Genomic DNA, 22,470 nt, shown 5'->3' with positions numbered 1-22,470 from the left:
CGCCCGGCGGCCACCTGGACGTGACCGCCTCCGGCAGCGGGACCGGGCCGCCGACTGCGGCAGCCCGGTCTTCGTCAGTTCAGTTTGCCGGGCGGCCGAGGTCGAGCAGCCGCTGTCGGCTGAGCGTGCCCACCGGTCGGCCGCCGTCGGTCACCACGAGCTGGTCCCGCCCCGAGGTGAGCAGCACCGCCAGCGCGTCGTACGCGGAGCCGTCCAGCGCGACGGTCGGCAGGTCCGCCGCGGCGTCCCCGGGTACGGGTTCGAGCGACTCCCGGTCCAGCGGAGTGACCGCCAGCCGGCGGATGCCCCGGTCGGCGCCGACGAACTCGCGTACGAACGGGGTGGCGGGTGCGCCGAGCAACGCGGCGGGCGTGTCGTACTGCTCCAGGTGCCCGCCCTCGGAGAGCACCGCGATCCGGTCGCCGAGCCGGACGGCCTCGTCGAGGTCGTGGGTGACCAGCACGATCGTCTTGCGGACCTCGGCCTGGAGGCGGAGGAACTCCTCCTGGAGGCGCGCCCGCACGATCGGGTCGACGGCCGAGAACGGCTCGTCCATCAGCAGCACCACCGGGTCGGCGGCGAGTGCCCGCGCCACCCCGACCCGCTGCCGCTGGCCGCCGGACAGCTCGTGCGGGTAGCGACCGCCGAACTCGGCCGGGTCCAGCCCGACGAGGTCGAGCAGTTCGTCGACCCGTGCCCGGGTCTGGCCCTTGGGCCATCGCAGCAGGCCCGGCACTGTGGCCACGTTGGCCCGGACCGTCTGGTGTGGAAAGAGGCCGACGTTCTGGATCACGTAGCCGATTCGGCGGCGCAGTTGGACCGGGTCCACGTCGGTGACGTCCTCGTCGCCCAGCAGGATCCGGCCGGCGGTCGGCTCGATCAGGCGATTGATCATGCGCAGCACTGTCGACTTGCCGCAGCCGGAGGGGCCGATCAGCACGACCAGCTCGCCGGCCCGGACGTCCAGGCTGAGGTCCCGGACGGCCTCGGTGCCGTTCGGGTAGCGCTTCTGGATGCCCTGTAGGCGGATCTGCGCCGCGCGAGGGGATTCGGCCACGTCGGCAGCCTCCGGGGTAACGTCCACGTATGTCCTTCCGCCTGAGCTACCGGGCCGACCCGGGTAACCCCTGGTTCTCCTGGCAGTACGTGCGGGACAACTCTGACACGATCCTCGCCGCGGTGCGCGAACACGCCTCCCTCACCGGGCGAGCGGTGCTGTTCGCGGTGTTGATCGCCCTGCCGTTGTCCGTTCTGGCGTACTGGTTCCGCCCGCTCGCCGGCCCGATCCTCGCCGTCAGCGGGGTGGCCTACACCATCCCGTCGCTGGCGCTCTTCGCGTTCATCGCCCCCTACCTGGGCACCGGGACGACCACGGTGCTGGTCGGGCTGGTCCTCTACGCGTTGCTGCTGATCGTGCGCAACGTGGTGGCCGGGCTCAACCAGGTGCCTCCGGAGGTCGGCGAGGCCGCCGAGGGCATGGGCTACGGCCGGTGGGGTCGGCTGTTCCGGATCGATCTGCCACTGGCCCTGCCGGGCATCGTCACCGGCGTACGGTTGGCGACCGTCTCGACCGTGGCGTTGGTCACAGTCGGGGTGCTGGTCGGGCACGGCGGCCTCGGGCAGTTGATCTTCGCGGGTTTCCAGAACAACCTCTACAAGGCTGAGATCATGACCGCCGCGCTGCTCTGCGTGGCGCTCGCGCTCGTGCTCGACCTGCTGCTCGTCCTGGTCGCCCGGCTGGTGACCCCCTGGTCCGCCCGGAGGGCACGGTGAGCGTCGCGGACAACCCGATCGGCCAGGCGATCGTCTGGATCAACGACCCACTGAACTGGACCAACCCCGGCGGCATGCTGGACCGCCTCGGTGAGCACCTGACGATCTCGGCGATGGCGGTGGCGCTCGGCTGCCTGGTGGCCTGGCCGCTCGGGCTCTGGCTGGGGCACCTCGGCCGGGGCGGTGGCCTGGTGGTGCTGGTGTCCAACGCCACCCTGGCCATCCCCACCCTGGCGCTGCTGACCATCCTGCCGGTGGTCTTCGCCAGCGGCTTCGGGCGTACGCCGGTCGTGGTGGCGTTGGCCGTCTTCGCCGTGCCACCGCTGCTGGCCAACGCGTACACCGGGGTGCGGCAGGTGGACCCTGAGGCCCGCGACGCGGCCCGGGGGATGGGCCTGTCCGGCGGGCAGTTGCTGCGCCGGGTCGAGTTGCCGCTCGCAGTGCCCTACCTGGCGGCGGGTTTCCGGACAGCGGCGGTCCAGGTGATCGCGACCGCGGCGCTGGCCTCGTTCGTCAACGGCGGTGGCCTCGGCCAGATCATCCGAACCGGCTTCGGTATCGGTATCGCCGCCGGTGGCGGGCAGATCGTCGCCGGCGGCCTGCTGGTGGCCGGGCTCGCGCTGCTGGCCGAGGTGGTCCTCGGCGGCGTCGAACGACTGGTCACCCCCCGACCGCTGCGGCGCGGCCGGCAGCGCCTCGGACGGCCCCGGCCCGCCGACGCCACCGGGAGCGCCTGACCCGTCCGGGTGAGCCCCGCGTCGAGCCGGCGGCCCGTGCCCATCCGATCGGTGACGATGCGGTGACGAAGTCCACCTCAGGTTGTCGGTCGGGTGCGGACAATGTTGGGTGGATATTCGCGGGCGACCGACAGTCAGGATCGCCCGTCGGACACGCGGCCGGCCCGGAACGGGCCGCGCCGGGACACGGAAGGCGGGCACATGCGCGCAGGTTCACGTCTGGCGATCGGCGCTGTCGGCGTCGTCGCCGGGGCAGCGCTCCTCACCGGTTGCGGTGGCGCCGGCTCGTCCGGCACCGACGCACCCGCAACCAGCGCCTCGGGCGCCGGGTGCGCCCCGGTCGCCGGTCAGCAGCTCATCGCTCTGCAGGACGACAAGAAGCTCCAGAACTCCGACAACGTCATTCCCGCGGTCAACAGCAAGGCGGCCAACCCGCAGCTGATCGCCGCACTGGACAAGGTCTCCACCTCGCTCGACACCCCGAAGCTGATCCAGCTCAACAAGGCCGTGAACGAGGACCGCAAGACCCCCAAGGTGGCCGCCGAGGAGTTCGCCAGCGCCAACAACCTCACCGCGGGCATCGCGAAGGGGTCGGGCGGCGACATCACCGTTGGTGCCGGCAACTTCGCCGAGAGCCAGATTCTGGGTGAGCTGTACCGGATCGCGCTCACCGCTGCGGGCTACCAGGTCAAGGTGCAGCAGATCGGCAACCGTGAGCTGTACGCGCCGGCGCTGGAGAAGGGTGAGATCCAGGTCGTCCCGGAGTACGCGGCGACCATGGCCGAGTTCCTCAACACCAAGGCCAACGGCGCCAACGCCCAGCCGATCTCCTCGCCCGACATCAACACGACGGTGACCGCGCTGAAGACCGAGGGCGACAAGGCCGGCCTCACCTTCGGCACCCCGGCCGCCGCCCAGGACCAGAACGCCTTCGCGGTGACCCAGGCCTTCGCCGACAAGTACGGCGTTCGGACCCTGTCCGAGTTGGCCGCGAAGTGCTCCGGCAGCGCGACCGTGCTGGGCGGCCCGCCGGAGTGCGAGCAGCGTCCGTTCTGCAAGCCGGGTCTGGAGAAGACCTACGGGCTGTCGGTGGGCAAGTTCTCCTCGCTGGACCAGGGCGGACCGCTGACCAAGAGCGGCCTGCGCGACGGTTCGATCAGCGTGGGCCTGATCTTCTCCTCGGACGGTGCCTTCGCCACGAGCTGACCTCTCCTGAGGCGCTGAGGACGCCCCCGCCCCGACCCGGGCGGGGGCGTCCGTGCGTCCGGGGACCCGTTCCCTCCGGCGGATCTCCTCGGTAGGCTGCACATCCATGCCAGCCCCGGCCACCTCTGACGCCCGACGTCAACCACAGCTGTTGACCATGCTCTTCTGGGCGGGCGTCGCTCTGGCGCCGGTGGCGGCGCTGATCCTGCTGGTCGCTGACGGCAACGGCCCGCTCCGCTTCGCCGCGGTGCTCGCGATTCTCGCGGTGGTGCTGATCGGTCTCTCCATCGCGTTGCGTCCCGACGCGGAGGGCGCCTCGGCACGAGCCGACGAGCTGCTGGATGAGATCGAGGAACTCCGCCGGGAGTTGCACGCCGAGATCGTGGCCGCCGCCCAGCGCGGCAACCAGGCACTCGACCAGGCGCAACGTGCCCAGGAGGGGATCGTCGCGGTCCGCCGTCGTCTCGACGCCAGCGGTGCTGCCCTCGCCGGCGCCGCCCCCGAGCCGGCAGGCGCCGGGCGGGCGCGGGTGCCAGCCGTCGAGCCACCAGTGGACGACGTGCCGGTGGCCCGTAGCCGGGTCCAGGCACCGGGTGACCCGTCCGCGGGCCGCGCCCGGGTCGCGAGCCCGGCCGAAGCACCCCGGCGGGGTCGATCCGAGCACAGGGAGGACGACGAGCCGGCGTACCCACGGGAGGCCGCCACGCCGCCGGCCGCCTCCGGGATGTACGGCGCGGAACGGCCGGCCGCCGCCGCGTACGGCTCAGCCCGCCCCCGGGAGCACGACCGCCCCGAGCCGGGGCACCGGCCGGGCGTGGTCCGGCACACCGAAACCGTGCACGTCACCACCAGGCACACGGTGGTGGATGGCGGGCCGGCCGAGCCGGCTGGGCGCTACGGCGGTGGATACGCGGGCCAGTGGACCCCGCCAGCGCAGGAGTGGAGTCGAGGCGCCGGCGCGGACGAACGTCCCCGCGCGGCCGGTCGTTCGAGGGGCGAGCCGGAGGAGCGCCCCGGAACCGGCTACGGCGACGACCGGCCGCACCCCGGTGACGGCCGAGCCCGTCCCGACAACCGCTCCTGGGGTGCGCAGCCCGCGACCCGCGATGAGCCGGAGTGGACCGATCCGCGCGACGCGTACGCCCAGCCCGACGAGCCCAGCCGGTCGCACCGCACCCCGGAGAGGCCCGACGCGCCCTCCTGGGGCAGCCCGGAGGATCGTGGCTGGTCCGAGCAGCGCGATCGGGCGGGTGCCGCACCGCAGCCCGGGCCGCCTCTGCGAGCCGACGACACCGGCGAGTACTGGTCGCAGTTGCGGGCCGGTGACCGGTGGGCTGCCGTCCGCGACGACGAGAACGGCCGTGAGCTGCGGGTCGGCGAGCGCCGGGCCGAGGTGCACGCCGACGCCACCGGCACCGAATACCGGGTGGCCGACCGCTGGGCCGAGGTCCGCCACGAGGAACCGCGCCGCCATGACGCGCCGCGTCAACACGAGGATCCGCGCCGCTACGACGAACCGCGCCGCTACGACGAACCGCGTCGCTACGACGAACCGCGCCGGTACGAGGAACGCGAGTCGTACCACCGGGCCGAGCCGACGGACCGGCCGGCGCTGCCGATGGGTGGCGTCCCGGTGCCGGACGAGTGGCGTCCACCGCGCCAGCGCGGCCACCAGGCCGAACCCGCCCCGGAACGGACCGGTCGACGCCGGGTCGACGAGCGCTACGGCTACCCGCCGCAGGACGACGTACCACGTGCCGGTGGCACCCCGCCCGGCGACCGCTGGCGCTGACCGGTCAGCCGGCCCCGCTCACTTGTCGATGTCGCCGACAACGAAGAACATCGAGCCGAGGATCGCGATCAGATCCGGCACCAGGCAGCCGGGGAGCAGGGTGGCCAGCGCCTGCACGTTCGCGTACGAGGCGGTGCGCAACTTCAACCGCCACGGCGTCTTCTCACCCCGGGACACCAGGTAGTAGCCGTTGATGCCGAGCGGGTTCTCCGTCCAGGCGTACGTGTGCCCCTCCGGCGCCTTGAGCACCTTCGGTAGCCGGGTGTTGATCGGCCCGGTCAGCTGGTCCACCCGGTCCAGGCACTGCTCGGCGAGGTCGAGCGACGCGTACACCTGGTCCAGCAGCACCTCGAAGCGAGCGTGGCAGTCGCCGGCGGTGCGCGTGACCACCGGCACGTCCAGCTCGTCGTACGCCAGGTAGGGGTCGTCGCGGCGCAGGTCCAGGTCGAGCCCGGAGGCGCGGGCCACCGGACCGGACGCCCCGAACGCCGCGGCGTCCGCAGCGGACAGCACGCCCACGCCCACCGTCCGGGCCAGGAAGATCTCGTTGCGCCGGATCAGGTGGTCCAGATCGGGCAGCCGCCGACGTACCTCGCCGATCGCCGCGCGGGCCCGACCGGTCCAGCCGTACGGCACCTCTTCCTTGAGGCCGCCCACCCGGTTGAACATGTAGTGGATCCGGCCGCCGGAGACCTCCTCCATCACCGCCTGGATCGTCTCCCGCTCCCGGAAGGCGTAGAAGATCGGGGTGATCGCCCCGATCTCCAGCGGGTACGAGCCGAGGAACATCAGGTGGTTGAGCACCCGGTTCAGCTCAGCGAGGGCCATCCGCAGCCAGGTGGCCCGCTCCGGCACCTCCATGCCCATCAGGCGTTCCACAGCGAGCACCACACCCAGCTCGTTGGAGAACGCCGAGAGCCAGTCGTGCCGGTTGGCCAGCACGATGATCTGCCGGTAGTCACGCACCTCGAACAGCTTCTCCGCGCCCCGGTGCATGTAACCGATGATCGGTTCGCAGGCGACCACCCGCTCGCCGTCGAGCACCAGCTTCAGCCGCAGCACACCGTGCGTCGAGGGGTGCTGCGGGCCGATGTTCAACACCATGTCGGTGCCGAGTTGCTGGTCGCCGGTGCCGGCGACCAGCCCGGCCCCGGTGCCGACGGTCAGTTCGCGAAGGTCCCCGGCGTCGGTGGTCATGCCCGTCATCGTGCCACGGCCGGCTCCTGCGGGATGCCGACCGGTTGCCGCAGCCACCAGTGCCCGCCGAGCCCGGCCGGGTCGGTCAGCTCGGCCACCGCCGACGCCGCGGCCAACGCCCGCACGTACCCCGCCGGGTCGGTGCCGGCCAGGCTGAGCGGCGGTCGGCCGCCGTCGGCCCCGAGCGCCCGCAGCGCCTCCCGCTGAAGGACCAGGGAGTACGCGCACCGGGCGACCTCGGAACCAGCGGAGGCGACCGAGTCCATGGCCACGTGCGCTGTCACATCACTCGACCCGTCCGGCACCGGAGGCACCTGCCGCCCACCCCGATACCCGGTCAACGTCCCGTCAACGGGCCGGTCGCCGCTCAGGTGCCCGTAGTCCACGGCCAGCGCGAGCCCTCGGCTGATCTTTCCGACCGCGTTGGCCCAGGCTTCGTCTCTCGTCCTTCCGATTTCTGCCCTGAAACCCGACTCGCTGTCGCTGGTCGCGTCGGTCCAGGGCAGCCCCGGCCTCGGGTCACTGTCCGTACCGGGCGAGGGGTCGGGGCTGGACCACCAGGTCGTGAGCCAGTCGAGATCAGCGGGGCTGACCAGCTCGCCAATGGATTCGGCACCGCTGCCGGGGTCGACCAGGACATATCGCCAGCCATCGGCGGTGTGCACCGCCGCGTCCAACGGGACGTTGTCCAGCCATTCGGTAGCGATCAACAGTCCGGTGATCCCCTCGGGAATCTCAGACACCCAGTTGATCTCTTCGGGCAGGTTCTCGGGGCGCTCGGCGTACTCCACAGCTGTGAAGCGGACACGTTCCGCAAGTGACGGACGAACGGTGCCCGACGACGGATCGGAGCCCAACGCACGGGCGGACGCTGCGGGAGTCAGGGTTTCCGGGGAGCCCGCCCACGGAGGGATCAAGCCTGACCGCCCGGAGTGGGCGGGCTCCCCGGAAACCCCCACCGCAACCCCCGCGAGAGAACTCAGCAACTCCCCCCGCCCCGCACCCACGTCGACCACGTCGAGCCGCGCAGGGTGGCCGAGGGCCGCGTCGACCTGTGTGAGCAGGCGCAGCAGGGCGGTGGCGAACGCCGGGGACGCGTGCACGCTGGTCCGGAAGTGGGCGGCGGGTCCGCCGCCGGCCACGAAGAAGCCGCCCGGCCCGTAGAGGGCGTGGCTCATCGCGTCCCGCCACCGGATCGGCATCGTCCTCCTCCAGGTTCAGCATGAGTAGCCGTGCCGACCCTACGGTCCCCGCCGGGCGGCTTCCGGGTTCAGGCCCGAAAGTAGTGGCCTTCGTGCAGGTCGGCGATCAGGCCGGGGTGGGTGGGGGTCCAGCCGAGCAGTTCGCGGGTGATGGCGGACGAGGTGGGGTTGTCGATCTGGACGAACGATCCGAGGAAGCCGAAGTGGTCGTCGGCCTCGACGGGACTGATGCTCCGGACCGGGATGCCGAGGTTGTCGCCGATGGCCGCCGCGATCTGCTGGAAGGGGACGCCTTCGTCGTCGGCTCCGTGCAGGCGCGTACCGGCTGGGGCCTTCTCCAGGGCGAGTCGGTAGAGCGCTGCCGCGTCGAGTGTGTGGACGGCGGGCCAGCGGTTGGTGCCCTCGCCGACGTATGCGGCGCAACCCTTGCGTCGGGCTGCGGCGATGATGGCGGTGATGAAGCCGTTGCGGTCGAGCGAGCTGTGCACAGTGGGCGCGAGCCGGACGATGGAGGAGCGCACGCCGCTGGTGGCGAGGTCGGCGACGAAGTTCTCCGCATCGATCCGGTAGCCGCCGCTGGGGAAGGTGTCGCGCTCGGTGCCGGCGCGGCCGACGACGCCGCCCATCACGAGCATCGCCGTTCCGCCCGTGCCGACGAGGGGCTTGCCGGAGCCGGCCAGGCCGTCGGCGATCGCCGTGAGGGCGTCCAGGTCGGCCTTGGCGGCGCCGGGCAGGTCGCCGTCGACCATGAGGTCGTGGCGGAACGCCAGGTGGATCACCCCGTCGGAGGCGTTCGCCTCTTCCCGCAGCACGTCGAGGTCGGACAGGTCGCCGCGGCGTACCTGGGCGCCGAGCTTCTCGATGGCGGCGGCGGACGTGTCGGAGCGGGCCAGGCCGGTGACCTCGTGCCCGGCGGAGAGCAGTTCCGGGACGACTGCCGAGCCGAGGTGGCCGGAGGCGCCTGTGACGAATACGCGCATCGTAGTTCCTTCGTGAGTGCCGATGTCACCTTGCGACATCACCGTACCTCGGGTGATGTCGCACCGCGACATGCGGCTGGATTTAATGTCGCAGTGTGACGTCGGATACCATCGGCGCATGGCCCGCTGGCAACCGGACGCGCGCGGCCGCCTGGAGGCGGCCGCCTTCGAGTTGTTCCGTGAGCGCGGCTTCGAACAGACCACCGTCGCCGACATCGCCGCCCGTGCCGGTCTGGACAAACGCACCTTCTACCGGCACTTCGGCGACAAGCGCGAAGCGCTCTTCAGCGGCAGCGGGCACCTGGAGGAGGTCCTGGTCCGGGCGGTGACCGAGTCCGACGCCGGCCCGTTCGAGGCTGTCGTCGCCGCCTTCCGCCTGGTGGCGGAGGAGGTCTTCGCGGACCGTCTCGACCTGGTCCGGGCCCGGCAGGCCATCATCGAGAGCAGCCCGGAGCTGCTGGAGCGAGAACTGCGCAAGACTGGCGCACTGGTGGCCGCTGTCACCGCCGCCCTGCGGGCCAAGGGCCTCGACGAGACAACTGCCACCCTGGCCACCGAGTCGGGTGCCACAGTCTTCCGAATCGCGTACGCCCGCTGGGTCGCGCCGGACAGCGCCACCCCGCTCAGCGACCTGATCGCCGAGGTGGCCGCGGAGCTGCGCGCCATCACGTCCGCGTCGACGCCCTGATCCGGACGACCCTGATCGAGCCGTCTCGGCGGTGGTGAAGGTTTTCACACATGCTTGTCCCGGTTCGGCGGGCCGGGCGCATACTTGCGATCGACCGGTACCCCTTCTCGAGGACTGGATCATCGTCATGAGCGCACCGCTGCGCCCGCGTCCGGCCGCCCCACACGGGCCCGCCGCATCGCGGGATCGCGCCGTACTCGGCGCCTCCGCCACCCCCCGCCTGCTCACCGTCGGTGTCATCGGCGCCGGTCGGGTCGGAGCCGTGCTGGGCGCCGCACTCGCCGCCGCCGGGCATCGGGTGGCCGCGGTCGCCGGCGGCTCCAGCGCCAGCCGCGCCCGACTGGCGCTGCTGCTGCCCGAGGTGCCGCGCCGCTCGGTCACCGCCGTGGCCCACGCCGCCGCCGACCTGCTGCTGATCGCGGTGCCCGACGACGCCCTGGCCGGTGTGGTGGCCGACCTCGCCGACCGGGGTGCGCTGCGCCCCGGCCAGGTGGTCGCGCACACCTCCGGCGCGCACGGCCTCGCCGTGCTGGCGCCAGCCGCCGAGGTCGGTGCCCGACCGCTCGCCCTGCACCCCGCGATGACCTTCACCGGTACGCCGGACGACCTGACCCGGCTGGCCGGCATCTCGTACGGGGTGACCGCCCCGGCCGAGCTGCGTCCACTGGCCGCCCGACTGGTCGCCGACCTGGGCGGCGTGCCCGAGTGGGTGGCCGAGTCGGACCGCCCGCTGTACCACGCCGCGCTGGCCCACGGCGCGAACCACCTGGTGACCCTGGTGAACGAGGCGGCCGACCGGCTGCGCGACGCCGGGGTGGACCGGCCGGAGAAGGTGCTGGCCCCGCTGCTGCGGGCCGCCCTGGAGAACGCCCTGCGGCTCGGCGACGACGCCCTGACCGGCCCGGTCTCTCGGGGCGACGCGGGCACCGTTGCGCGGCACCTGGCCCGGTTGGCGGCCACCGCGCCGGAATCCGTCCCCGCGTACCTGGCGTTGGCCCGGCGTACCGCCGACCGGGCGATCGCCGCCGGCCGGCTCCGGCCGGTGGACGCGCAGTCGCTGCTCGGCGTGCTGGCCGACAACGGTAGGGAGGTGGCGGCATGACGCAGCTCGTGCACACGCGCGCCGAGTTGGCCGAGGCTCGGGCCGCGCTGAAGGGCACGGTCGGGGTGGTGATGACCATGGGGGCGCTGCACTCCGGGCACGAGACGTTGCTGCGCGCGGCCCGGGAACAGGCCGACCACGTGCTGGTCACGATCTTCGTGAACCCGTTGCAGTTCGGGCCGAACGAGGACTTCGACCGCTACCCGCGCACCCTCGACGCGGACCTGGAGGTGTGCCGCCGGGCGGGCGCCGACCTGGTCTTCGCCCCGTCGGTCGCCGACATGTATCCGGACGGCCAGCCCCGCGTACGCCTCGACCCGGGCCCGCTCGGCGCGGAGCTGGAGGGCGCGAGCCGACCCGGCTTCTTCCACGGCGTACTCACCGTCGTGTTGAAGCTGCTCCAGCTCACCCGGCCGGACCTGGCGTTCTTCGGCGAGAAGGACTACCAGCAACTGACCCTGGTCCGGCGGATGACCCGGGACCTGGACGTGCCGGTCGAGGTGGTCGGCGTGCCGACCGTCCGGGAGTCGGACGGGTTGGCGTTGTCGAGCCGCAACCGCTACCTGAGCGAGCCGGAGCGGGCCGCCGCGCTGAGCCTGTCCGCCGCGCTGCGGGCCGGTGCGCGGGCCGCCGACGACGGCCGCGACGCGGGGGCGGTGCTGACCGCCGCGCACGCCGCGTTCGGTGCCGGTACGCCCGGCGCCCGCCTCGACTACCTGGTGCTCACCGACCCCGAGCTGGAGCCAGGGCCGGTTTCCGGGCCGGCCCGGCTGGTGATCGCCGCCTGGGTGGGCGCCACCCGGTTGATCGACAACGCGGCCATCCACCTCGCCCCGCGTTCCTGACCCGGCCGTCACCCTCCACCAATCCGCGAAAGGCCACCCCGATGTTCCGGACCATGCTCAAGTCGAAGATCCACCGAGCCACCGTGACCCAGGCCGACCTGCACTACGTCGGTTCCGTGACGGTGGACGAGGATCTGCTCGACGCCGCCGACCTGCTCCCCGGCGAGCAGGTGGCGATCGTGGACATCACCAACGGTGCCCGACTGGAGACGTACGTGATCCCGGGTGAGCGGGGCAGCGGCGTGATCGGCATCAACGGTGCCGCCGCGCACCTGGTGCACCCCGGTGACCTGGTCATCCTGATCTCGTACGGGCAGATGGACGACGCCGAGGCCCGGTCGTACCGGCCGCGAGTGGTGCACGTGGACGCCGACAACCGGGTGATCGAGTTGGGTGCGGATCCGGCCGGCGTGGCACCCGGCATGGCCGGTGACCCGGTGCCCAGCCCGTTGGCTGTGTCCGCCGTCTGACCCCGAGCGGCCCGATTCCGCTCTGTCACCAGAAGGTCATTTGCGGTTACCCTGGGCGCGCTGGCGTAAGCCGGCGGGTGGCTGGGGGAGGCCGCTATATGCGCAGTGCCATGACGACTCTGTTCGCCGCTGCCGTGACGGCAACGTTGCTGGTCGGCTGTGCCGGCTCCGGCGGCCTGGATGGTGATCTGACCGACGACTGGGCGGCCCTGCCGCCACCGTCGGCGTTCACCCCGGCCGCCGGCGTGTGTCAGGCCGCCGATTTCACCGACGTGGTCACCCTCGCCGCCTATGAGCCGGTGGACTGCGCCGGCCCGCACCGGGTGGAGACCGTGCACGTGGGGGCGTTCCCCGTCGAGCGGGCGAGTGCCCCGGCGGGTGGCTCGGCCGAGCTGCGGGGCGCGTTCGCCGAGTGCGACACCCGCGCGACCGGCTACGTGGGCGACGAATGGCGGGTTGGTCGGCTGCGGCTGTCCGTGGCGTTGCCCTCCGGGCCGGGCTGGGCGGCTGGCTCCCGCTGGTTCCGGTGCGATCTGACGGAGCTGACCACCGTGGAGGCGGCGGCCACCGTGGTCGTCCGGTCGGGCAGCCTGCGGGACACGTTGAAGGGGGCCTCGGGGCTGCGGCTGGGGTGCCAGCAGACCGGCCGCACCGCCAGCCGGGTGCAGACGCTGGTGCCAGTGGAGTGCGGCAAGCAGCACGACGCCGAGTTCGTCGGGGTGTGGCGCGCGCCGGACACGGCGTACCCGACGAGGGACAGCGACTGGTCCCCGCTGTACGACGGCTGTCGCAGCGTCCTCGGCCGGTACGTGGGCGTGCCGGACGACGCCGACCTGAGCTTCCGCAGCGGCGTGGTGGTCCGTCCGCCGGGTGCGGGGCGTTGGCGGGTCGGTGACCGAGGCGTCCGCTGCTACCTGTGGCTCAGCGACCGTACGGTGACCGCGTCCCTGAAGGGCGCAGGCCCGGCCGGCCTTCCGGTCCGGACGAAATGACCGCAGGGCCCCGGCTGACGCGGCGTGGACGGCGCCGGACGGGGTAGCCGAAAACACTCGTCCCGCCCCCGCCGCCCCGACCGAGGATCGTTCGGGTTGACTGGGAGGATGGACGTTCCGACCGTCGACCTGCCGGCCCTGCCCGCGTTACTGGCCGCGCCCGCGCCCGGCTGGGTCGAGACCACCGATGTGATCGTGGTGGGCTCCGGGGTGGCCGGGTTGACCGCGGCGCTGCACCTGCGTGAGGCGGGTCTGCACGTCACGGTGGTCACCAAGGTCAACATCGATGACGGCTCGACCAGGTGGGCACAGGGCGGCATCGCCGCCGTGCTCGACCCGACGGACACCCCGGCGGCCCATGCCCGGGACACCGAGATCGCGGGAGTCGGGCTCTGCGACCCGGCGGCGGTCCGGGTGCTGGTCGACGAGGGCCCGACCCGACTGCGGGAACTGATGCGCATCGGCGCCGAGTTCGATCGCCACCCCGACGGTTCGTTGATGCTGACCCGTGAGGGCGGCCACCGGGCGGACCGGATCGTGCACGCGGGCGGGGACGCGACCGGCGCCGAGGTGCAGAGAGCCCTGCACGCCGCCGTGCAGCGCGACCCGTGGATCCGGCTGGTCGAGCACGCCCTGGTGCTGGACCTGCTGCGAGCCCCGGGCGACGGCCCGGACGGGCTCGGCCCGGCCTGCGGGATCACCCTGCACGTGCTCGGCGAGGGCAGCGAGGACGGCGTCGGCGCGCTGCTGGCCCGCGCGGTGGTGCTCGCCACCGGCGGCATGGGGCAGATCTTCTCGGCCACCACCAACCCGGCGGTCTCCACCGGGGACGGGGTGGCGCTGGCGCTGCGGGCCGGAGCGGCGGTGACCGACGTGGAGTTCGTCCAGTTCCACCCGACCGCGCTGATCACCCCGCCCGGCGCGGGGGTGCCCGGTGCCGGGCACGCGCAGCAGCCGCTGGTCTCCGAGGCGCTGCGCGGCGAGGGCGCCTACCTGGTGGACGCCGACGGCAAGCGGTTCATGGTGGGTCAGCACGAGCTGGCCGAGCTGGCCCCCCGGGACGTGGTGGCCAAGGGCATCCACCGGGTGCTGCTGGCCTCCGGAGCGGACAATGTCTTCCTCGACGCGCGGCACCTGGGCGGAGACTTCCTGGCCGGGCGGTTCCCCACCATCGTGGCGTCCTGCCTGGCGATCGGCGTGGACCCGGCGACCGACCTGATCCCGGTGGCGCCGGCCGCCCACTACGCCTCCGGCGGTGTCCGCACCGACCTGAGTGGCCGCACCTCCATCCCGGGCCTGTACGCGTGCGGCGAGGTGGCCTGCACGGGTGTGCACGGCGCGAACCGGCTGGCCAGCAACTCGCTGCTGGAGGGTCTGGTCTTCTCCCGGCGGATCGCCGAGGACATCGCGGCCGGCCTGCCCGAGCAGGCTCAGCCGGCAGACACCGGCGCCTGGCGCGGTGGTGCGGGCTGGGTGCTCCCCGCGGAGGTGACGCCGACCCTGCAACGGGCGATGACCCGGGGGGCCGGGGTGCTCCGGTCCGCGGCGACGCTGGCGGAGACGGCCGCGACGCTGACAGAGCTGGGCGCGGCCCGGGGCCGGCCGCGGACCGCCGACTGGGAGGCGACGAACCTGCTCACCGTGGCGTCGACGCTGGTCGCTGCCGCGTACGCCCGTGGTGAGACCCGGGGCTGTCACTGGCGGGAGGACTTCCCGACGGCCGACGAGCGGTGGCTGGGCCACCTGCTCGGGTCGGTCGGGGCGCAGGGCCGGGTGACGCAACAGTGGGAGGGGAACTCATGGTGAGCGCGAGGAGTGAGCCGGGGTTGCGAGCCCCGCAGTCGCGAACGGAGATGACATTGACGGGGTCGACAGAGGCGGCATTGCGGGCGGCCGGCCTGGATCCGGCGCAGGTACGGCGGGTGATCGAGACCGCGCTGGTCGAGGATCTCGGCCCGGACTTCCTCGACGTCACCAGCGTGGCCACCATCGGTGCGGAGCAGACCGACACCGCCGACCTGGTGGCCCGCGCGGACGGGGTGTTGGCCGGGATGGCCGTGGCCGCCGCCGTGTTCGAGCTGGTGGGCGAGGTGACGGGCTTCGGTCGTACCGTCGAGGTGTCGGTGCTGGCCCGCGACGGCGAGCGGGTGGCCCGCGGCGACGTGCTGGCCACGGTGACCGGCCCGACCCGGCTGCTGCTCACGGCCGAGCGGACGGCGCTCAACCTGCTCTGCCGGATGTCCGGCGTCGCCACCCACACCCGTGCCTGGGCCGACGCCCTGGCCGGCACGAAGGCGATGGTGCTGGACACCCGCAAGACGACGCCGGGCCTGCGGGCGCTGGAGAAGTACGCGGTGCGCGCCGGCGGGGGCACCAACAAGCGGATGGGTCTCTACGACGTGGCCATGATCAAGGACAACCACAAGCTGGCGGCCGGGGGCATCACGGCGGCGTACCGGCGGGTCCGGGAGGCTTTCCCGGAGGTGCCTGTCCAGGTCGAGGTGACCACCGTCGAGGAGGCGGTGGAAGCGGTGGAGGCCGGGGCGGACTTCCTGCTCTGCGACAACATGACGCCCGAGGTGTTGGCCGAGGCGGTGGCCGCGGTGGGTGACCGGGCCGAGTTGGAGGCGACCGGCGGGCTGACCCTGGAGGTCGCGGGCCGCTACGCGGCCACCGGCGTCGACTTCCTCTCGGTGGGCGCGTTGACCCACTCCTCGCCGATCCTGGACATCGCGCTGGACCTGCGCACCGAGTAGTTGTCTAGGCTGCGTGCGTGCTGCTCTGCATCGACATCGGAAACACCAACACCGTGCTGGCGACCTTCGACGGCGACAAGCTGGTGCACTCCTGGCGGATCAAGACCGATGCCCGTTCGACGGCGGACGAGTTGGGTCTGATGTTCCGGGGCCTGCTCGCCGGGGACAACGTCGAGATCACCGGCGTGGCCGCCTGCTCCACGGTGCCGGCGGCGCTGCGGTCGCTGCGCACCATGCTCGGCCGTTACTACGCCGACCTGCCGAGTGTCGTCGTCGAGCCCGGGGTGCGGACCGGGGTGCAGTTGGCGATCGACAACCCGAAGGAGGTGGGCGCCGACCGGGTGGTGAACACCCTGGCCGCGTACACCCTCTACGGCGGGCCGTCGATCGTGGTGGACTTCGGCACCACCACCAACTTCGACGTGATCAGCGGTCGGGGCGAGTTCCTCGGCGGCGCGTTCGCCCCGGGCATCGAGATCTCCTTCGACGCGCTGGCCGCCCGGGCCGCGCAGCTGCGCAAGGTCGAGGCCACCAAGCCTCGCTCGGTGATCGGCAAGAACACCGTGGAGTGCCTCCAGGCCGGCCTGTACTTCGGCTTCGCCGGTCAGGTTGACCGGATCGTCGAGCGGATGACCGAGGAGTTGGGCGAGGTGCGGGCGGTGATCGCCACCGGCGGCCTGGCCTCCCTGGTGATCAACGAGTGTCACACCATCACCCACCACGAGCCGATGATCACGCTGATCGGCCTGCGGATGGTCTACGAGCGCAACCTCTGACCCGGCCCACGCGGAGTCGGTGGTCGCGGTGGTGTCAGCGCCGCCGGGCCCGCAGGACGATCGTGCGGTACGGCAGCTCGACGGTCTCCCGACCGGTCAGTTCGGGGTGGGTGGCCAGGAGCTTCCGCAGCTCCTGGTCGATCGTCGCCCGCCGCTCCGCCGGGGCGGTGAGCCAGTACGAGCGCGTGTGCAGCATCGCGACGATGTCGGCCGGTGTGAGCGTGGTGTGGTGGTTGAACTCGCCCATCTCGATCGGCTCGAACGCGGGGCCGAAGTCGGTGTACCTCTCGATCACGTTGCCGGCGTTGTCCCCCAGGTGCGCGATCCGGCCCAGCTCGGCGACCCAGTCCACCCGATCGTCGCGCATGTTCCAGATCGGGGCGAACGTCCCGCCGGGCCGCAGCACCCGGGCGATCTCGACGTGCGCCAACTCCCGGTCGAACCAGTGGTACGCCTGCCCCACCACCACTGCGTCCGCGACCTCGTCGGGCAGGGGCACGGACTCCGCGCCACCGGCCAGCGCCGTGAGTCCCGGGGTGGCGGCTACCAGTTGGGCGCGCATGGCGGGATCCGGCTCCACGGGGGTCACCTCGTGGCCCAGGGCGAGCACGCCGCGGGTGAGGATGCCGGTGCCCGCGCCCAGGTCGACGATGCGGGCGGAACTCCCCAGCCCGTCCAGCGCCCACCGCACGGCCGGTTCCGGATAACGGGGGCGAAACCGGTCGTACTCTGCGGCCGCCGCACCGAATGAGAGAGCCTGAGTGTGATCCGCCATGCCGGGCAGGTTATCCGGTAACGACCCCCTGAGGGCTTGAGTACGCTCGGGCCTGACCCCTGTATCTCCCGTGACGAGGAAGCGTGCCGTGAGCGAGCAGAACCCCGTGCCAGTGGACCCCGCAGACGACCTTCCCGAGCAGATGAAGGTCCGCCGGGAGAAGCGGGACCGGATGCTCGCCGAGGGCGTCGAGCCCTACCCGGTCGGTTTCTCCCGCACGACCACCCTGGCGCAGGTCCGGGCGCGCTACGCCGACCTGCCGATCGACACCGCGACCGGTGACCAGGTCGCGGTCACCGGCCGGGTGATCTTCGTACGCAACACGGGCAAGCTCTGCTTCGCGACCCTCCGCGACGGCGACGGCACCGAGTTGCAGGCGATGCTCTCGCTGGACCGGGTCGGGCCGGAGCGACTGGAGGCCTGGAAGCGCCTGGTCGACCTCGGCGACCACGTCGGCGTCACCGGTGAGGTGATCACCAGCCGCCGGGGTGAGCTGTCGGTGCTGGCGCAGGAATGGGAGATAACCGCCAAGGCGCTGCGTCCGCTGCCGGTGGCGCACAAGCCGCTCTCCGAGGAGGCGCGCGTCCGGCAGCGTTACGTCGACCTGATCGTCCGGCCGCAGGCGCGGGAGATGGTTCGCACCCGGGCCGCCGCCGTACGTAGTCTGCGCGATTCACTGCACGGGCAGGGCTTCATCGAGGTGGAAACACCGATGTTGCAACTGCTGCATGGTGGCGCGGCGGCCCGACCGTTCGTGACCCACAGCAATGCGTTGAACACCGATCTGTATCTGCGAATCGCGCCGGAACTGTTTCTCAAGCGCGCTGTGGTCGGTGGCGTCGACCGCGTCTTCGAGATCAACCGCAACTTCCGTAATGAGGGCGTCGACTCTTCGCACTCGCCGGAGTTCGCGATGCTGGAGACGTACCAGGCCTACGGCGACTACAACACGATGGCCGAGTTGACCCGCAATCTCGTGCAACAGGCGGCGATCGCGGTCAGCGGCTCGATGGTGGTGACCCACGCCGACGGTCGGGAGTTCGACCTGGGCGGCGAGTGGCGATCCGTGACGCTGTTCGGTGTGCTTTCCGAAGCGCTGGGCGAGGAGGTCACGGTCCGCACCGATCGTTCCCGCCTGGTCGAGTACGCGGACAAGGTGGGATTGGCCGTGGACCCCAAGTGGGGGCCGGGCAAGCTGGCCGAGGAACTGTTCGAGGAGCTGGTTGTCCCCGGCCTTGAGGCGCCCACCTTCGTGCGCGACTACCCGGAGGAGACCAGCCCGCTCACCCGGGCCCACCGCAGCGAGCCGGGTCTGGCCGAGAAGTGGGACCTCTACGTGCTCGGCTTCGAGCTGGGCACCGCGTACTCCGAGCTGGTCGACCCGGTGGTGCAGCGCGAGCGGCTGGTGGCCCAGGCGCAGCTCGCCGCGCGGGGCGACGACGAGGCGATGCGTCTCGACGAGGACTTTCTCCGGGCGATGGAGTATGGAATGCCGCCGGCCGGCGGCATGGGAATGGGAATCGACCGGATGTTGATGGCCCTGACCGGGCTCGGAATTCGGGAAACGATCCTCTTCCCGTTGGTCCGCCCCGAGTAGTCCGGCCCGGCTCACGCCGGGCCGTAACGGCATCCTATTGACGCGGCGAGCGGCGCGCGGGTTATTGTGCTCTCGTTAAGCAGGAGCGCCCTGCTCGAAAGGAATGTGGGACGTGGCCAAGCAGATCATTCACAAGCTGGTCGATGACCTGGACGGCGGGGACGCTGACGAGACCGTCAAGTTCGCCCTCGACGGCGTTCAGTACGAGATCGACCTGTCGAAGGCCAACGCCGCTAAATTGCGCGACGCTTTTGCCGCGTACGTGGGCGCTGGCACGAAGGTCGGTCGCGGCGGCGTCGTGATCGGTGGGCGTGCCGCCCGCGGTCGGGGTGGCGCGACCGCCGATCGGGAGCAGAACAAGGCGATCCGCGAGTGGGCCAAGAAGTCCGGCAAGGACATCTCGGACCGGGGTCGTATCCCGCAGGAGATCGTCGACGAGTACCACGCGAAGCGCTGATCCGTCAGCGACCTGGTGGCTCTTCCGCCACCGCAGGCGACACCGACGCCGGGCCGGAGCACCTCTCCGGGCCGGCGTCGCCGCATCCGCTCAGGTCCGGCCGGGGGCCCGGGAAGCATTCGGCACCCGGCGGCGTTGTCCACAACCAGTGGAACAGCTATCCACAGCCTGTGGACAACCTTCCCAGGGTCGGGCGCGGCGTTCGTCGCGACCTCCGGTCCACCCCCTCCGAGCCCCTCGGAGGGGGTGGACGGCGCTTCCGAAGCCCGGATCGGGCTTCTGTCACGCCAGTCGGATTTCGCTCTGCGCGTAGCGACAGGGCTACCGGAACACCTCCTGAGCGCGGACGGTTGTCCAAAACGACGTGGAACCGACCCAGAGCAGAGACACACGACCTCAGCTGAGTCGGTCAACGACGATAGAGTAAGGAGGCACGGACGCCCGTCCCGGACGTTCGTGCACCGGCCCCGCCAAGATCTTGACCATCAAGGCGCACGGCACGTGAGGAGCACGAGGGCATGTTCGAGCGGTTCACCGACCGAGCGCGACGGGTTGTCGTCCTGGCCCAAGAAGAGGCCCGGATGCTCAACCACAACTACATCGGTACGGAACACATCCTGCTGGGCCTGATCCACGAAGGTGAAGGCGTCGCGGCAAAGGCCCTGGAGAGCCTCGGCATCTCCCTGGAGGGCGTCCGCCAGCAGGTCGAGGAGATCATCGGCCAGGGCCAGCAGGCGCCGAGCGGGCACATCCCGTTCACGCCGCGGGCCAAGAAGGTGCTGGAGCTGTCGCTGCGCGAGGCGCTGCAGCTCGGCCACAACTACATCGGCACGGAGCACATCCTGCTCGGGCTGATCCGTGAGGGCGAGGGCGTCGCCGCCCAGGTGCTGGTCAAGCTCGGCGCCGACCTCAACCGGGTCCGCCAGCAGGTGATCCAGCTGCTTTCCGGCTACCAGGGCAAGGAGCCTGCTGCTGCGGGCGCCGCGCCGGGTGAGGCCGCGCCGTCGACCAGCCTGGTGCTGGACCAGTTCGGCCGCAACCTGACTCAGGCCGCCCGCGAGGGCAAGCTCGACCCGGTCATCGGGCGCGAGAAGGAAATCGAGCGGGTCATGCAGGTGCTCTCCCGCCGTACCAAGAACAACCCGGTCCTGATCGGTGAGCCCGGCGTCGGTAAGACCGCCGTGGTGGAGGGGCTTTCCCAAAAGATCATCAAGGGCGAGGTGCCCGAGACTCTGAAGGACAAGCAGCTCTACACGCTCGACCTGGGTGCGCTCGTCGCCGGTTCCCGCTACCGCGGTGACTTCGAGGAGCGCCTCAAGAAGGTGCTCAAGGAGATCCGCACCCGCGGCGACATCATCCTGTTCATCGACGAGATCCACACCCTGGTGGGTGCGGGTGCCGCCGAGGGCGCGATCGACGCCGCGAGCATCCTCAAGCCGATGCTGGCCCGTGGCGAGCTGCAGACCATCGGTGCCACCACCCTCGACGAATACCGCAAGCACCTGGAGAAGGACGCCGCTCTCGAGCGCCGCTTCCAGCCGATCCAGGTGGGTGAGCCGTCGCTGGCGCACACCATCGAGATCCTCAAGGGCCTGCGTGACCGCTACGAGGCGCACCACCGGGTGAGCATCACCGACGCCGCTCTCGTGGCTGCGGCGACGCTGGCCGACCGGTACATCTCCGACCGCTTCCTGCCGGACAAGGCGATCGACCTGATCGACGAGGCCGGTGCCCGGATGCGGATCCGTCGGATGACCGCGCCGCCAGACCTGCGTGACTTCGACGAGCGCATCGCCCAGGTGCGCCGCGACAAGGAGTCCGCGATCGACGCTCAGGACTTCGAGCGCGCCGCTCAGCTGCGTGACAAGGAGAAGCAGCTCCTTGGTCAGAAGGCTCAGCGGGAGAAGGAGTGGAAGGCCGGTGACCTGGACGTCGTCAGCGAGGTTGACGACGAGCAGATCGCCGAGGTTCTCGGCAACTGGACCGGCATCCCGGTCTACAAGCTGACCGAGGAGGAGACCTCACGCCTGCTGCGCATGGAGGACGAGCTGCACAAGCGCGTCATCGGCCAGGAGGACGCGGTCAAGGCGGTCTCGAAGGCGATCCGGCGTACCCGGGCCGGCCTGAAGGACCCGAAGCGCCCGTCGGGCTCGTTCATCTTCGCCGGTCCGTCCGGTGTCGGTAAGACCGAGCTGTCCAAGGCGCTCGCCGAGTTCCTCTTCGGCAGCGAGGATGCCCTCATCCAGCTGGACATGTCCGAGTTCCACGACCGCTACACGGTCTCCCGGCTCGTGGGTGCCCCTCCCGGCTACGTCGGTTACGACGAGGGCGGGCAGCTGACCGAGAAGGTGCGGCGTCGGCCGTTCTCGGTGGTCCTCTTCGACGAGATCGAGAAGGCCCACCCGGACGTCTTCAACACGCTGCTCCAGATCCTGGAGGACGGTCGGCTCACCGACGGTCAGGGTCGGATCGTGGACTTCAAGAACACGGTCATCATCCTGACCACCAACCTGGGCACCCGTGACGTCGCCAAGGCGGTGTCGCTGGGCTTCCAGCAGTCGGAGGACTCCGAGTCCAACTACGACCGGATGAAGCAGAAGGTCAACGACGAGCTCAAGCAGCACTTCCGGCCTGAGTTCCTCAACCGGATCGACGACACCATCGTCTTCCACCAGCTGCGTCAGACCGAGATCCTCTCGATCGTGGACATCATGATCCAGCGGATCGAGGGCCAGCTGCGCAACAAGGACATGGGTCTGGAGCTGACCGACAACGCCAAGAAGTACCTGGCGGCGAAGGGCTTCGACCCGGTGCTCGGTGCACGTCCGCTTCGTCGCACGATCCAGCGCGACATCGAGGACAACCTCTCCGAGCGGATCCTGTTCAACGAGCTGACCCCGGGTCAGATCGTCGTGGTGGACTGCGAGGGCGACCCGAACGACATCGACAAGTCCAAGCTCGTCTTCCGGGGTGCGGAGAAGCCGGTCGAGGTTCCGGACGCCGTTCCGGCCGACCTCGGTGGCACCGCCGCCGGCACCGCGGCAGCGGCGACGGACGAGGTGGCATAACCAGCAGCAAGGGGGCGGGGCCCCGGTGGCGTGAGCCACCGGGGCCCCGCCCTTTTT

General features: G+C 71.4%; 20 protein-coding genes. 15 read left to right on the top strand and 5 right to left on the bottom strand.

Annotated elements, in window-relative coordinates:
- Positions 1 to 79: 79 nt before the first annotated feature.
- Positions 80 to 1,084, bottom strand: coding sequence for an ABC transporter ATP-binding protein (locus HNR22_RS17655; RefSeq protein ID WP_179781289.1), 1,005 nt, complete (start codon positions 1,082 to 1,084; stop codon positions 80 to 82).
- A gap of 2 nt (positions 1,085 to 1,086) precedes the next feature.
- Here HNR22_RS17655 and HNR22_RS17650 point away from each other — a divergent pair, with 2 nt between their 5' ends.
- The 4 genes from HNR22_RS17650 to HNR22_RS17635 all read left to right on the top strand — a co-directional run bounded on the left by HNR22_RS17650 (position 1,087) and on the right by HNR22_RS17635 (position 5,508).
- Positions 1,087 to 1,773, top strand: coding sequence for an ABC transporter permease (locus HNR22_RS17650; RefSeq protein WP_179781288.1), 687 nt, complete (start codon positions 1,087 to 1,089; stop codon positions 1,771 to 1,773).
- Entirely contained in the window at positions 1,770 to 2,510 is a 741-nt protein-coding gene (locus tag HNR22_RS17645; protein ID WP_179781287.1) for an ABC transporter permease subunit, read from the top strand. Before HNR22_RS17650 ends, HNR22_RS17645 begins: the two co-directional genes overlap by 4 nt.
- Before the next feature lie 201 nt (positions 2,511 to 2,711).
- The gene (locus HNR22_RS17640; RefSeq protein WP_179781286.1) at positions 2,712 to 3,716 is read left to right on the top strand and encodes a glycine betaine ABC transporter substrate-binding protein; all 1,005 of its coding nucleotides are present in this window, start codon (positions 2,712 to 2,714) and stop codon (positions 3,714 to 3,716) included.
- A 106-nt stretch (positions 3,717 to 3,822) separates the two neighbouring features.
- Entirely contained in the window at positions 3,823 to 5,508 is a 1,686-nt protein-coding gene (locus tag HNR22_RS17635; protein WP_179781285.1) for a hypothetical protein, read from the top strand.
- 18 nt (positions 5,509 to 5,526) lie between these two features.
- On the opposite strand, the gene HNR22_RS17630 is transcribed toward HNR22_RS17635, so the two are convergent.
- The 3 genes from HNR22_RS17630 to HNR22_RS17620 form a co-directional block, all read right to left on the bottom strand.
- Positions 5,527 to 6,714 carry an NADH-quinone oxidoreductase subunit D gene (locus tag HNR22_RS17630; protein ID WP_179781284.1) on the bottom strand — a complete coding sequence of 396 codons (1,188 nt, stop codon included), beginning with the start codon at positions 6,712 to 6,714 and terminating at the stop codon, positions 5,527 to 5,529.
- Positions 6,711 to 7,907 (bottom strand): SAM-dependent methyltransferase, encoded by a 1,197-nt coding sequence (locus HNR22_RS17625; RefSeq protein ID WP_179781283.1) that lies wholly within the window; start codon positions 7,905 to 7,907, stop codon positions 6,711 to 6,713. Before HNR22_RS17625 ends, HNR22_RS17630 begins: the two co-directional genes overlap by 4 nt.
- Positions 7,908 to 7,975: 68 nt before the next feature.
- Positions 7,976 to 8,887, bottom strand: coding sequence for an SDR family oxidoreductase (locus HNR22_RS17620; protein ID WP_179781282.1), 912 nt, complete (start codon positions 8,885 to 8,887; stop codon positions 7,976 to 7,978).
- 118 nt (positions 8,888 to 9,005) lie between these two features.
- Between HNR22_RS17620 and HNR22_RS17615 the strand changes: the two genes are divergently transcribed.
- The 8 genes from HNR22_RS17615 (at position 9,006) to HNR22_RS17580 (ending at position 16,516) form a co-directional block, all read left to right on the top strand.
- Positions 9,006 to 9,575, top strand: coding sequence for a TetR family transcriptional regulator (locus tag HNR22_RS17615; RefSeq protein ID WP_179781281.1), 570 nt, complete (start codon positions 9,006 to 9,008; stop codon positions 9,573 to 9,575).
- Between the two features lie 127 nt (positions 9,576 to 9,702).
- The gene (locus tag HNR22_RS17610; protein WP_179781280.1) at positions 9,703 to 10,677 is read left to right on the top strand and encodes a Rossmann-like and DUF2520 domain-containing protein; all 975 of its coding nucleotides are present in this window, start codon (positions 9,703 to 9,705) and stop codon (positions 10,675 to 10,677) included.
- Positions 10,674 to 11,522, top strand: a complete 849-nt coding sequence (gene panC, locus HNR22_RS17605; protein ID WP_179781279.1) for a pantoate--beta-alanine ligase — start codon at positions 10,674 to 10,676, stop codon at positions 11,520 to 11,522. The genes HNR22_RS17610 and panC overlap by 4 nt, the downstream gene beginning before the upstream one ends.
- Before the next feature lie 41 nt (positions 11,523 to 11,563).
- Positions 11,564 to 11,992 (top strand): aspartate 1-decarboxylase, encoded by a 429-nt coding sequence (panD, locus tag HNR22_RS17600; RefSeq protein ID WP_088950520.1) that lies wholly within the window; start codon positions 11,564 to 11,566, stop codon positions 11,990 to 11,992.
- A gap of 98 nt (positions 11,993 to 12,090) precedes the next feature.
- Positions 12,091 to 12,984 carry a septum formation family protein gene (locus HNR22_RS17595; protein WP_179781278.1) on the top strand — a complete coding sequence of 298 codons (894 nt, stop codon included), beginning with the start codon at positions 12,091 to 12,093 and terminating at the stop codon, positions 12,982 to 12,984.
- A gap of 108 nt (positions 12,985 to 13,092) precedes the next feature.
- Positions 13,093 to 14,790, top strand: coding sequence for an L-aspartate oxidase (locus HNR22_RS17590; RefSeq protein ID WP_179781277.1), 1,698 nt, complete (start codon positions 13,093 to 13,095; stop codon positions 14,788 to 14,790).
- Positions 14,791 to 14,843: 53 nt separating this feature from the next.
- On the top strand, positions 14,844 to 15,740 hold the full coding sequence (gene nadC / locus HNR22_RS17585) for a carboxylating nicotinate-nucleotide diphosphorylase (RefSeq protein WP_179781276.1): 897 nt from the start codon (positions 14,844 to 14,846) through the stop codon (positions 15,738 to 15,740).
- Positions 15,741 to 15,757: 17 nt separating this feature from the next.
- On the top strand, positions 15,758 to 16,516 hold the full coding sequence (locus HNR22_RS17580; protein WP_088950515.1) for a type III pantothenate kinase: 759 nt from the start codon (positions 15,758 to 15,760) through the stop codon (positions 16,514 to 16,516).
- Between the two features lie 34 nt (positions 16,517 to 16,550).
- Here the strand turns inward: HNR22_RS17580 and HNR22_RS17575 are convergent, their stop codons facing one another.
- Positions 16,551 to 17,291: a class I SAM-dependent methyltransferase gene (locus HNR22_RS17575; RefSeq protein WP_179781275.1), complete on the bottom strand. Its 741-nt coding sequence runs from the start codon at positions 17,289 to 17,291 to the stop codon at positions 16,551 to 16,553.
- A gap of 88 nt (positions 17,292 to 17,379) precedes the next feature.
- On the opposite strand from HNR22_RS17575, the gene lysS reads away from it, so the two are divergent.
- From lysS to HNR22_RS17560, 3 genes are all read left to right on the top strand, one after another.
- Entirely contained in the window at positions 17,380 to 18,888 is a 1,509-nt protein-coding gene (lysS, locus tag HNR22_RS17570; protein WP_179781274.1) for a lysine--tRNA ligase, read from the top strand.
- A gap of 112 nt (positions 18,889 to 19,000) precedes the next feature.
- Complete coding sequence (locus HNR22_RS17565; protein ID WP_088952068.1) at positions 19,001 to 19,345, top strand: histone-like nucleoid-structuring protein Lsr2; 345 nt, start codon at positions 19,001 to 19,003, stop codon at positions 19,343 to 19,345.
- Positions 19,346 to 19,863: 518 nt separating this feature from the next.
- Complete coding sequence (locus HNR22_RS17560; protein WP_179781273.1) at positions 19,864 to 22,413, top strand: ATP-dependent Clp protease ATP-binding subunit; 2,550 nt, start codon at positions 19,864 to 19,866, stop codon at positions 22,411 to 22,413.
- Positions 22,414 to 22,470: the final 57 nt, after the last annotated feature.

This window comes from Micromonospora jinlongensis (genome assembly GCF_013410645.1).
Lineage (GTDB): Bacteria > Actinomycetota > Actinomycetes > Mycobacteriales > Micromonosporaceae > Micromonospora > Micromonospora zamorensis.
The sequence above is the reverse complement of the archived record's forward strand: the minus strand, read 5'-3'. Positions and strand labels throughout refer to the sequence as shown.